This is a genomic window from Mameliella sp. LZ-28, from assembly GCF_012274245.1.
Lineage (GTDB): Bacteria > Pseudomonadota > Alphaproteobacteria > Rhodobacterales > Rhodobacteraceae > Antarctobacter > Antarctobacter albus.
On sequence record NZ_JAANYX010000036.1, the window covers coordinates 313,733 to 325,090 of the forward strand.

Annotated in this window: 11 protein-coding genes; 7 read left to right on the forward strand and 4 right to left on the reverse strand. The window is 62.5% G+C overall.

Translation table 11 applies throughout. From position 1 onward, the window contains the following. Positions 1–76 precede the first annotated feature (76 nt). On the forward strand, positions 77–700 hold the full coding sequence (locus G9Q80_RS25410; protein WP_373286024.1) for a helix-turn-helix domain-containing protein: 624 nt from the start codon (positions 77–79) through the stop codon (positions 698–700). Positions 701–757: 57 nt separating this feature from the next. Here G9Q80_RS25410 and dmmC read toward each other — a convergent pair whose 3' ends face one another. The 4 genes from dmmC to G9Q80_RS25430 form a co-directional block, all read right to left on the reverse strand. Further along, entirely contained in the window at positions 758–1,825 is a 1,068-nt protein-coding gene (dmmC, locus tag G9Q80_RS25415; protein ID WP_069208930.1) for a dimethylamine monooxygenase subunit DmmC, read from the reverse strand. A gap of 11 nt (positions 1,826–1,836) precedes the next feature. Next, entirely contained in the window at positions 1,837–2,823 is a 987-nt protein-coding gene (locus tag G9Q80_RS25420) for a PDR/VanB family oxidoreductase (RefSeq protein WP_069208929.1), read from the reverse strand. Beyond that, on the reverse strand, positions 2,820–3,428 hold the full coding sequence (gene dmmA / locus G9Q80_RS25425) for a dimethylamine monooxygenase subunit DmmA (protein WP_043146966.1): 609 nt from the start codon (positions 3,426–3,428) through the stop codon (positions 2,820–2,822). Before dmmA ends, G9Q80_RS25420 begins: the two co-directional genes overlap by 4 nt. Before the next feature lie 76 nt (positions 3,429–3,504). Next, positions 3,505–4,653 (reverse strand): aminomethyl transferase family protein, encoded by a 1,149-nt coding sequence (locus G9Q80_RS25430; protein WP_043146967.1) that lies wholly within the window; start codon positions 4,651–4,653, stop codon positions 3,505–3,507. A 250-nt stretch (positions 4,654–4,903) separates the two neighbouring features. On the opposite strand from G9Q80_RS25430, the gene G9Q80_RS25435 reads away from it, so the two are divergent. From G9Q80_RS25435 to glnT, 6 genes are all read left to right on the forward strand, one after another. Continuing rightward, a complete protein-coding gene (locus tag G9Q80_RS25435) occupies positions 4,904–6,277 on the forward strand; it encodes an ammonium transporter (RefSeq protein WP_043146969.1) in 1,374 nt (457 codons plus the stop codon). Between the two features lie 12 nt (positions 6,278–6,289). Further along, on the forward strand, positions 6,290–6,508 hold the full coding sequence (locus G9Q80_RS25440) for a hypothetical protein (RefSeq protein WP_043146971.1): 219 nt from the start codon (positions 6,290–6,292) through the stop codon (positions 6,506–6,508). 147 nt (positions 6,509–6,655) lie between these two features. Continuing rightward, a complete protein-coding gene (locus G9Q80_RS25445; protein WP_088715350.1) occupies positions 6,656–7,585 on the forward strand; it encodes a class II glutamine amidotransferase in 930 nt (309 codons plus the stop codon). Further along, positions 7,585–8,262 carry a GltB/FmdC/FwdC-like GXGXG domain-containing protein gene (locus G9Q80_RS25450; RefSeq protein ID WP_088715527.1) on the forward strand — a complete coding sequence of 226 codons (678 nt, stop codon included), beginning with the start codon at positions 7,585–7,587 and terminating at the stop codon, positions 8,260–8,262. The genes G9Q80_RS25445 and G9Q80_RS25450 overlap by 1 nt, the downstream gene beginning before the upstream one ends. Positions 8,263–8,269: 7 nt before the next feature. Next, positions 8,270–9,616: an FMN-binding glutamate synthase family protein gene (locus G9Q80_RS25455; RefSeq protein WP_172430590.1), complete on the forward strand. Its 1,347-nt coding sequence runs from the start codon at positions 8,270–8,272 to the stop codon at positions 9,614–9,616. 105 nt (positions 9,617–9,721) lie between these two features. Further along, positions 9,722–11,077, forward strand: coding sequence for a type III glutamate--ammonia ligase (gene glnT / locus G9Q80_RS25460; protein WP_069208927.1), 1,356 nt, complete (start codon positions 9,722–9,724; stop codon positions 11,075–11,077). Positions 11,078–11,358 lie beyond the last annotated feature (281 nt).

Genomic DNA, 11,358 nt, shown 5'->3' on the forward strand with positions numbered 1-11,358 from the left:
CTAAGACCATATACAAGTGACCGGAATTTGAGGCTAAATCCAGAGAGACCGCATGAATGTAGAGTCGTCGAAAACCATGACCAAGCTCATCCAGGATCCGCACAGCCTGCGCGAGGAACGAGAGAAGGTACTGGAGGTCGCCATCGGTCGTGAAGTCCGGGCCTATCGCAAGCAACAGGGGATCACGGTCGCGGAATTGTCCCGGCTGACCGACCTGTCCATCGGGATGCTATCCAAGATCGAGAATGGCAACACCTCGCCCTCTCTGACAACCCTGCAGACATTGGCCAATGCCCTCTCGGTCCCGTTGACCGCCTTTTTCAAGGGCTACGAGGAACGCCGCGAAGCCGTGCATACCAAGGCTGGCGAGGGTCTGGAAATCGAACGGGCCGGTACCCGCGCAGGCCATCAGTACAACCTCCTTGGTCATATCGGGTCGAACTCCAGCGGCGTGATCGTCGAACCCTATCTCATCACGCTGAACACCGAGTCCGACACCTTCAAGACCTTCCAGCACGACGGGATCGAGATGATCTACATGCTGGAGGGCAAGCTGGGCTACCTGCACGGCAACCAGCACTACCCGCTGGAACCGGGCGATACGCTGTTCTTTGACGCCGACGCCCCGCATGGTCCCGAGGTGCTGATCGAACTTCCGGCGCGCTATCTCTCGATCATCTGCTATCCGCAAAAGACCTGATCACCGGGCCCGGTGACGCAAAAAGCCCCCGCACTGCGGGGGCTTTTCCGTTTCCCGTCACTTTTGCAGCGGCGGCTCGGTGTCGAGATCAGGCCAGACACCGGGCGAGGTCGGCAGGCCGTCATCATACTGGCTGAGATAGTCCAGCATCATCGGACGGTTGTCGATGAACCCCTTGTAGGTCGCCAGTTCCTCCGGCAGGTCGCGGATCACCCTGTGCAGGCGGCGCCCCCATTTCGGAATACTCACGATGTCCTGGAAGGCGATCAGGTAGCAGCGGATCGGGAACAGCAGCGCGTTCGAGCGCGGCAGCCGGTAGAAGGTCTGCAGTTCGACACGCAAGTGCTGCTTGGACCCGATGTTTTCCGGTGTCAGGGTCGTCTTCTGCACACCCCATTTGTGATAGTTCTCGGGGCTGGTATCCAGCAGCGGGTTGACCGTCATGGTCCAGTTCAGCCGCCGCGCCGGGGCGCCCTGCTGGATGTTGAGCAGGAATTTCAGCGCCCGCTTGAAGATCCCCATCTCATGCGCCAGCGGCACGGGTGCGTGCCACTCGAAGAAATCCATGCCGATGTCGAAATCCAGGCTCCAGTCCGCCTGTGTCGTGATCATGCCCGCGTCCATGTAGAGCATGTCGTTACGCTGATCGAGCACCGCGTAGTCGCCCTGCGCCTGCCGCGTGATGTACTCCAAAGGCCCGCAGGGCAGTGTCGTCTCGTCGAGGAAGGTAAAGGTATGGTCGATGCCCATCGGCTTGTTGATCCAGCGCCAGCGATTGCCGTCGCGGTGCAGCTCGAACAGGTCCGGGTAGTCCTCGGACTTGGACACCATGATCAGTTCCAGCGTGTCCCAGCCGGCCAGCGTCATGTGCGGCAGAGACTGGCAACGCAGCGGATCGTCCGCGAGGACGATGGCCCGGTCCCGCATTTCCGAAACGTAATGCTCGTCGACGTCGAACCGCTTTTCGTAGACCGACCCCTCTGGCCCGCCCCGGTGCTGCTCCATGTTCACCGAATACATGTAGCTGTCTTCGTGGAACGGGAACGGAAAGCGCTTGATGGCCCAGTCCGAATTCCGGAATGAATAATCGTCGCGGAAGGTCTCTTCGTTGAATTGAATCGTCATGGTCGCTCCCCCTATCGGTCCAGAACCAGCGTCTTGCCGACAAAGCGGCTGACGCAGGGCATGATCTTCTTGCCGCTGGCATGTTCGTCATCATCCAGCCAGTGATCGCGGTGGATGAACTCACCATCCGCCTCGACGACATCGGTCTCGCACTGACCGCAGGCACCGCCACGACAGAGGAAGGGCGCCTCGACGCCGCAGCGTTCGATTGCTTCCAGCAGGCTTTCGTGTTCGCCCACCTGGATGACGATGTCGGACTTGCACAGGCGCACCTCGAAGGGTTTGCCGGGCTGCGGGGCCAGGAATTCCTCGGAATGCACGTTCTCATCCGGCCAGCCGTGCGCGGCGGCGGTCTTGTGCACCCACTGGATCATGCCCTGCGGCCCGCAAACGTAAACATGCGTGCCCAGCGGCTGACCATCCAGCAGATCTTCCAGCGCAATGGCCTGTTTCTTGTCGTCGTAGTAGACATGCACCTTGTTCGGATGGCGCGAGGTCAGCTCGTCCACATAGGTGCCCAAGGCCTCGCTGCGGCAGGCGTAATGCAGTTCCCAAGCGCCGCCCATCCGTTCCAGGTGCGCGATCATCGCCATGAAAGGTGTGATGCCGATGCCGCCGGCAAGAAAGACATGCTTGCGCCCGCGCAGGTCCAGCGGGAACAGGTTCACCGGATAGGTGATCGTCATCGCGTCGCCGACCTTGACCTTCCGGTGCATGAAGAGCGAGCCGCCACGGCCCTCATCATCGCGCCGGACGGAAATGGCGTATTTGGTGGAATCCGCCGGATCGGACATCAGCGAATAGGGGTTGAGCCGCGTGCGGCCGTCGTCGTTCATCTCGACCACGGTATGCGCGCCCGCCGAGAACGGCGGAAAGGGCAAACCGTCACGGCGCGTGAATTCGAACCGGGTGACCAGATCGTTCAGGGGGACAATGGCGCTGACCTCGACCTCGATCTTCTCGGCGCCTGCCTTGGCTTTCTGGGGGGCAGCACTCATTTGTATAGCTCCACGGGTTCGGGCACGTTTCCGGGATCCTCGGCGTCCACCCGGACGCCCTGGAAGGCAGCCAGCCGGCGCGAATAGTGATCGCGCACGAACAGGTTCAGCCCGCAATGCGAACAGACGAAGGGATCGGTCATCACGTCCTCGGTGATTCCCTTGCAGTGCACGCACTGCATTCGACGCGCGACCGATCCGCGATGTTCGGTCTGAATCGCGGAATGCGGGATGCCGGCGGTCATCGCCTCGTTCTGGGCCTGCCCCATCAGCCCCTCGGTCCCGGTCAGGTAGACCTGCAGGCCCATGTGGGCGTCCGAGAGCACCCGGCGGATGCGCTGGACAGAGGCCTCGTAGGTCGGGCCGACATAGAACTGCGCCGGTTCCAGAGCCTTCAGGCGATCGACATAGGTCTCACCCGTGGCCTTGGGGATATAGATGATATGCGCCGCGCGAAAGATCGACGCGTCCTGCGCCGCGAGGTCCAGCAGGGCCTCGGCGCCCTCGGCATCCGCGATCATCAGATGCGCCTTGCCCGGTCGCGGTTCAAGCGTGCCATAGACAGGCCGGCTCCGGATGCTTTCGGGGAATTGGAACTTCGACATGCTGCCGTGTCTCCCTTGGGATTCTTGGTGGCAAAAAGGCGCGGCCCGGGGGTCGCGCCTTCTGCATGGCCGGGCGTCAGCCCTTGGCGGTGCGGATTTTCTTGTCCTTGTCGTAGAAGGGCATTTCTTCGGCGACGCAGGGGATTTCGGTGCCATCCGCGTTGCGCACCGTCATCTTGGTTCCGGGAACCGCACAGTCGACCGGCATCCGCGCGATCCCGACCGTGTGGTCGAACAGGTCCGACCGCATGCCGTAGGTCACGACACCGACCGGCTTGCCGTCCTTGAGAAGTTCGGCGCCCTCGTCCGCGGCGGTGGTGCCTTCGAGGCGGACACCGTAGATCTTGAACCGCTCCTTGCCTTCCAGCGCATAGTGGTTCTCGGCGCCGCGGAAGCCCTTCTTGCCAGGGGAGACGGTGAATTCCAGCCCCAGTTCCCACAGCGAGTCGCCGCAGGCGCTGCCATCGGCAAAGGGATAGGTTTCCGAGTTGTCGCCCGGGTAGAACAGCAGGTAGCTTTCGGTCCGCAACAGGTCGAGCGTCGAGAACTGGACCGGGCGGATACCCATGTCCTTGCCGTCTTCGAGGATGGCATCCCACAGCTCGATCGCGTGGCGGCCCTCGCAGAAGATTTCATAGCCGCGCTCGCCGGTGTAGCCGGTGCGCGAAATCATGACCGGCTTACCGAACAGCTTGGTCTGGATGATCCCGAAATATGCCAGGTCGCGGATGCCCGCGACGTGTTTTTCCAGGAAGTCCACGGCCACCGGGCCCTGCAGCGACATGTCGTGCAGGTCGTCGTCGAAGATCATCGAGACGTTCTTGCCGTAGGCGGCCATTGCCAGGCTTTCGTGGCCGGTTCCGGTGCCGTGCACCAGCAGCCAGTAGTTGACCGAGACGCGGTAGATCACGCAGTCGTCGATGAACAGGCCGCGGTCGTCCAGCATCGCGGCATAGACCGCGCGGCCCGGCATCAGCTTGTCCACGTTGCGGGTGGTGGCGCGGTCGATCACGGCCGCCGCGTGCGGACCGCTGAGGTGAACCTTCTTGAGGCCCGACACATCCATAAGGCCGGCCTTGGTGCGCACCGCCTCGTAGTCTGCCTTGGCGCGTTCGTCGGAGTGGTCATAGAACCAGGCGGTTCCCATGCCGTTCCAATCTTCCAGTTCACCACCGATTTCCGCATGACGCTGAGCCAGCGCCGACGTCCTGTAGATGATCGCCATTCCTTGTCTCCCTGACTCTTAGGTTTGGAGATATTGAGACCGATCCTCCGGAAAAAATCAATACCTGTGTTAAGATTATTTTCCTGACGGGAAACGCATCACAAGCATGATAGCCGGAACGACCATAGGGTAAGACTGACACAAATCTACCCTGCGAGTGAAATAAATTTGACATGATGAATGAGATTCGCTTCCCATTGGTGAAATAAGTTGCACGAAAATCAAAATCCAACACACAGGGAGATAAATAATGGATGGCAACCTGAACGCCCTGACCACGGTGTTCACCGAGTTCTACTACTGGGTGACCGTGGTCTTCATGTTCCTGATTCACGTCGGGTTCTGCATGTACGAGGTCGGCGCGAGCCGCCGGCGCAACCATATGCACACGCTCATGAAAAACGTGATGGTGATCCCGCTGGTCACCGTCACGTTCTTCTTTTTCGGCTGGTGGATCTACTGGGCCTTCCCGATGTTCCCCTTCTTCGGCGGGCTCAACCACGAGATGGGCTCTGGCAACCTGCCCTGGGCGCAGACGATGGGCCCGAACGCCGCAGACCGAATCACCGGTGTGTTCTGGGCAGCCTTCCTGCTGTTCTCCTGGACGGCAGCCTCGATCGTGTCGGGTGCCGTGATCGAACGCATCCGCTCCTCGGCCCTTTGGGTGCATGCGGTGCTGATCGGCTCTGTCTGGTGGATCATCGATGCGGCCTGGGGCTGGCACTATGATGGCTGGATGGTGAAATTCCTCGGCTATCACGATGCCTATGCATCCGGGGTGATTCACGCGATCGCGGGCGGATACGCACTGGGCGTGATCGCTGTTCTGGGACCGCGCATCGGCAAGTTCGCCAAGGACGGCACGCCGCGCGACATTCCCCCGCACAATCCCTGGATGCTCACCATCGGGATCTTCCTGATCTACACCGGCTTCTGGGGCTTCTACGCGGCCTGCAACGTGCCCGTGATTTCTCCTGAAGGTATCGGCGGCCAGATCACCGGCACCACCTGGACGGCCACCAACATCTACCTGGCGCCGACGTCCTTGTCCGGCATCACCTTCAACTTCCTGATGTCCCTCTCTGGCGGCCTGATGGCGGCTTACGTGGTGTCCAAGGGCGATGCCTTCTGGACCTTCTCCGGCGGCCTTGCCGGGGTGATCACCGCCTCCGCGGGCAACGACCTCTATCACCCGGTACAGGCGATGCTGATCGCAGCCGTTGGCGTGGTCATCGTCTACCGCCTGCACTTCTGGGTCGAACGCCGGTTCAAGCTGGACGATGCCGTCGGCGCCGTCGCCGTACATGGCTATGCCGGTTTCGTGGGCCTGATCATCGCGGGCTTTGTCCTCTGGGGCGCGCCGTCTTCGCCTTATGAAGGCTATGCCACCGTCAACCCGCTGGGGCAGTTCATCGGCGCCATGATCATGTTCTTCGGTCTCGGGTTCCTGCCCGCCTTCGCCGTGTCCAAAATTCAGGCAGCGATGGGCGTGTTGCGCATTCCCGAGGAGGTCGAGCTTGAAGGTCTCGATTACGCCGAACACCATGCCTACGAGGAGGCCAAGGAGGCCATCATCGAGGCCGACAAGGCCCACCTGGCCACCAAACTCACCCCCGCAGAATAAGGAGCGTCCACTATGTCCTCGATTGGTTACGAAAGCTGGGCCGTAGACCTGGCGGATGTTGGTCCGATCTACCCCTTCCAGGGATCGGAAATGCTGATGGTCGCGCTTGGCGTGATCTTCTGGCTGGGCTGGCACCGCATCCAGTTCGTGCGGGAAAGCGAACACCTGGAACGCGCCAAGAAACGCGCCCTGGACCATGAAAAGGTCCAGCAAAGCGTCGAACGGTACTGATCCCGAGTCCGGCAAGGGCGGGCACATCGCCTGCCCTTGCCTCTCAGGAAAAATTTTTTCATCTTAGTTGCGGCAGCGCTTTTCCGGTGCTAGCCTGAACCGGTCAGCCCGAACCGGGTAGAATCAAGAAAGTGGAGCGACACCAGAATGTGCGGAATTGTCGGACTGTTCCTGAAGGACAAGGCGCTAGAGCCCCAGCTGGGTGCCTTGCTCACCGATATGCTGATCACCATGACCGACCGCGGCCCCGACAGCGCCGGGATCGCGATCTACGGCGCCGAGGACACCTCGGCCTCGAAACTCACCGTCCAGGCCGAAGACCCGGACACCGCCTTTGACGGCCTCGCAGACAAGATGGCCGCAGCCCTGGGTGGCAAGGTCACACTGACCCGCAACGACACCCACGCGGTTCTGCATGTCCCCGCCGGCAAAGCGGAGGAGGCCCGTACCGCCCTGCGCGAGATCGCTCCGGAGGTCCGCGCGATGTCCTTTGGCGATACGCTGGAAATCTACAAGGAAGTCGGCCTGCCCAAGGACGTGGCAGCGCGTTTCGACATCGCCAAGATGTCGGGCACCCACGGCATCGGCCACACCCGCATGGCCACCGAATCCGCGGTGACGACACTGGGCGCTCACCCGTTCAACACTGGATCGGACCAGTGCCTGGTGCACAACGGCTCGCTCTCGAACCACAACTCGCTGCGCCGCAAGCTGCAGCGCGAGGGTATCCATATCGAGACCCAGAACGACACTGAGGTCGGCGCGGCCTACCTGACATGGAAGATGCAGAACGGCGCGACGCTGGGCGAAGCGCTCGAAGCCTCGCTCGAGGATCTCGACGGTTTCTTCAACTTCGTCGTCGGCACGAAGGACGGCTTTGGCGTCGTCCGTGACCCGATTGCCTGCAAACCCGCCGTCATGGCGGAAACCGACCAATACGTGGCCTTCGGCTCTGAATACCGGGCGCTGGTGAACCTGCCGGGCATCGAAACCGCCCGCGTCTGGGAACCCGAACCCGCGACCGTTTACTTCTGGACCCATGACCAGGCCCCCAACCCGAAAAAGAAGGCGGCATGATGCAGACCTACGATCTTCAAGCCAACAGCCTGCGCGAGCTGAACGCCGCGCTGCATGCCCAGGCGAATGACACCAACCAGACCAGCTGGGAAATCGTGAACCCGCGCGGCAGCCACGCCGTCGCAGTGGGCCTCGACGCGCCGATCGAGGTCAGCGTCAAGGGCTCGACCGGCTACTACACCGCCGGCATGAACAAGCAGGCGACCGTGCATGTGCACGGTTCTGCCGGCCCCGGTGTCGCCGAGAACATGATGTCCGGCACCGTGGTCATCGATGGCGACGCCAGCCAGTACGCCGGCGCCACCGGCCACGGTGGCCTGCTGGTCATCAAGGGCAACGCCTCGTCGCGCTGCGGCATCTCCATGAAGGGGATCAACATCGTGGTGCACGGCAACGTCGGCCACATGTCCGCCTTCATGGCACAATCGGGCAATCTGGTGGTCTGCGGCGACGCGGGCGACGCCCTGGGTGACTCGATCTACGAGGCGCGCCTCTTCGTGCGCGGCTCTGTGAAATCGCTGGGCGCGGACTGCATCGAGAAAGAGATGCGCCCCGAACACATCGAAATCCTGCGCGACCTGCTGGACCGTGCCGGAAGCGATGCCAAGCCTGAAGAGTTCAAGCGGTACGGCTCGGCCCGTCAGCTGTACAACTTCAAAGTCGACAACGCGTATTGAGGGAGACATGAGCGTGAAAGACATCAAGGACAAGACGCCCCCTCGGACGATGCCCATCCAGTCGGCGACCTTCTCGAACCCGATCAACGCCGAAATCCGCCGCGCGGCGGCCACCGGCATCTATGACATCCGCGGCGGCGGCGCCAAGCGCCGGGTCCCGCACTTCGACGACCTGCTGTTCCTCGGCGCCTCGGTCTCGCGTTATCCGCTCGAAGGTTACCGCGAGAAATGCGACACCAAGGTGACTCTGGGCACGCGCTTTGCCAAGAAGCCGATCGAGCTGGACATTCCGATCACCATCGCGGGCATGTCCTTCGGCGCGCTTTCGGGCCCGGCGAAAGAGGCCCTGGGCCGCGGCGCTTCGGCGGCGGGCACCTCGACCACGACCGGTGACGGCGGCATGACCCCAGAAGAACGCGGGCATTCCTCCAAGCTGGTCTACCAGTACCTGCCCTCGCGCTACGGGATGAACCCCGACGATCTGCGCAAGGCGGATGCGATCGAGGTCGTGGTCGGTCAGGGCGCCAAGCCCGGCGGCGGCGGCATGTTGCTGGGCCAGAAGATCTCGGACCGCGTGGCCGAGATGCGCAACCTGCCCAAGGGCATCGACCAGCGCTCGGCCTGCCGTCACCCCGACTGGACCGGCCCGGACGACCTGGAAATCAAGATCCTCGAACTGCGCGAGATCACGGCCTGGGAAAAACCGATCTACGTCAAGGTCGGCGGCACCCGCCCCTACTATGACACCGCCCTGGCGGTGAAAGCGGGCGCCGACGTGGTCGTTCTGGACGGCATGCAGGGCGGCACCGCCGCCACCCAGGACGTGTTCATCGAACATGTCGGCCTGCCGACACTGGCCTGCATCCGCCCTGCGGTTCAGGCCCTGCAGGACCTGGGTGTGCACCGTGAGGTCCAGCTGATCGTCTCCGGCGGTATCCGCACCGGCGCCGACGTGGCCAAGGCCATGGCCCTGGGCGCCGACGCGGTGGCCATCGGCACCGCCGCTCTGATCGCTCTTGGCGACAACGACCCGCGCTGGGAATCCGAATACCAGAAGCTTGGCACCACTTCCGGCGCCTACGACGACTGGCACGAGGGCCAGGACCCGGCGGGGATCACCACCCAGGACGCCGAGCTTCAAAAGCGCCTCGACCCGATCGAGGCCGGACGGCACCTGCGCAACTACCTCAGCGTCATGACGCTGGAGGCGCAGACCATCGCCCGTGCCTGTGGTCACAACAACCTGCACAACCTCGAACCCGAGGACCTGTGCGCGCTGACGATGGAAGCGGCTGCAATGGCCCGCGTTCCACTCGCCGGCACTGAATGGTACCCCGGCAAACCCGGCTTCTGAACCAACACGGCGCGGCCTCTTGTAAGAGGCTGCGCCGCTTCACAAGATGGTGCGCAAACAAGATGACGCCCATCGCGAGACAATAGGACAGAGAGGATGACAAAAATGGCAAAAGATCAGGCCGCGCCGGACGCAAAGATCGACCTCGCCACCTACGCCGCTGAACGCGGCGTCAAGTATTTCATGATCTCCTTCACCGACCTGTTCGGTGGACAACGGGCCAAGCTGGTTCCTGCGGCGGCCATTGCCGACATGCAGGATGACGGGGCCGGATTTGCCGGTTTCGCGACCTGGCTGGACCTGACACCGGCACACCCCGACATGCTGGCCGTTCCGGATCCGTCTTCCGTCATCCAGCTGCCCTGGCAGCCCGACGTCGCCTGGGTGGCCGCCGACTGCGTGATGGAAGGCAAGCCCGTCGAACAGGCCCCGCGTAACGTGCTGAAGCGCCTGATTGCCGAAGCCGCCGAAGAGGGTCTGCACGTCAAGACCGGTATCGAGGCCGAATTCTTCCTGTTGACGCCGGAAGGCGACAAGATCTCGGACCCCTTCGATACCGCCGCCAAGCCCTGCTACGACCAGCAGGCAGTGATGCGCCGCTACGACGTGGTGCGCGAGGTTGGCGACTACATGCTCGATCTCGGCTGGAAGCCCTATCAGACCGACCACGAAGACGCCAATGGCCAGTTCGAGATGAACTGGGAGTTCGACGACGTCCTCAAGATCGCCGACCAGCACTCCTTCTTCAAGTTCATGGTCAAGTCCGTCGCCGAAAAGCACGGCTACCGCGCGACCTTCATGCCCAAGCCCATCGAGGGTCTGACCGGCAACGGATGCCATGCGCATATCTCGGTCTGGGATGCGCCCGGTGACGCGGCCAAGGTCAATGTCTTCGCAGGCGAAGGCGAAGGCCAGACCGGTGAGGTCGGCCTGTCCGAACGCGGCAAGCACTTCCTTGGCGGAATCATGAAACACGCCAGCGCGCTGGCGGCGATCACCAACCCGACGGTCAACAGCTACAAGCGCATCAACGCACCGCGCACCATGTCCGGCGCCACCTGGGCGCCCAACACCGTGACCTGGACCGGCAACAACCGTACGCACATGGTCCGCGTCCCCGGCCCCGGCCGGTTCGAACTGCGCCTGCCCGATGGCGCCGTGAACCCTTACCTGCTGCAGGCGGTGATCATCGCGGCGGGCCTGTCGGGGATCCACTCCAAGGCCGATCCGGGCAAGCGCCACGACATCGACATGTACGCCGAAGGCCACAAGGTCCGGGGCGCACCCAAGCTGCCGCTGAACATGCTCGACGCGATCCGCGAGTATGACAAGGACAAGGAACTGAAGAAGATGATGGGGGAGGATTTCTCCTCGTCCTACATCAAGATGAAGAAGCAGGAGTGGAACTCTTTCGTGACCCACTTCAGCCGCTGGGAGCGCGAGCACACGCTCGACATCTGAGGTGTCCCCCCTCGCCCCAGACCGGAAAGGCCGCTGTGTTTCGCAGCGGCCTTTCTCTTTTTCTGCATCAGAGAGCTGTGGCGGGGACAAAAAAGGCGGATCACGATACCATCGTGATCCGCCATCTCCGGGCTTAGAGGAAGGAAGGGGGGCCTCAGAGCTCGGGGTAGATCGGGAACCGTTTGCAGAGGGCGTCGACCTCAGCCTTGACCTTTTCCTCGACCGCGGCGTTGTTGTCCTCGCCGTTGGCGGCCAGGCCGTCGACGACCTCGATGATCCAG

Coding starts and splice junctions, on each gene's coding strand:
- G9Q80_RS25410 (WP_373286024.1), top strand. CDS start 77: ATGACCAAGCTCATCCAGGATCCGCACAGCCTGCGCGAGGAACGAGAG.
- dmmC (WP_069208930.1), bottom strand. CDS start 1,825: ATGACGATTCAATTCAACGAAGAGACCTTCCGCGACGATTATTCATTC.
- G9Q80_RS25420 (WP_069208929.1), bottom strand. CDS start 2,823: ATGAGTGCTGCCCCCCAGAAAGCCAAGGCAGGCGCCGAGAAGATCGAG.
- dmmA (WP_043146966.1), bottom strand. CDS start 3,428: ATGTCGAAGTTCCAATTCCCCGAAAGCATCCGGAGCCGGCCTGTCTAT.
- G9Q80_RS25430 (WP_043146967.1), bottom strand. CDS start 4,653: ATGGCGATCATCTACAGGACGTCGGCGCTGGCTCAGCGTCATGCGGAA.
- G9Q80_RS25435 (WP_043146969.1), top strand. CDS start 4,904: ATGGATGGCAACCTGAACGCCCTGACCACGGTGTTCACCGAGTTCTAC.
- G9Q80_RS25440 (WP_043146971.1), top strand. CDS start 6,290: ATGTCCTCGATTGGTTACGAAAGCTGGGCCGTAGACCTGGCGGATGTT.
- G9Q80_RS25445 (WP_088715350.1), top strand. CDS start 6,656: ATGTGCGGAATTGTCGGACTGTTCCTGAAGGACAAGGCGCTAGAGCCC.
- G9Q80_RS25450 (WP_088715527.1), top strand. CDS start 7,585: ATGCAGACCTACGATCTTCAAGCCAACAGCCTGCGCGAGCTGAACGCC.
- G9Q80_RS25455 (WP_172430590.1), top strand. CDS start 8,270: ATGAGCGTGAAAGACATCAAGGACAAGACGCCCCCTCGGACGATGCCC.
- glnT (WP_069208927.1), top strand. CDS start 9,722: ATGGCAAAAGATCAGGCCGCGCCGGACGCAAAGATCGACCTCGCCACC.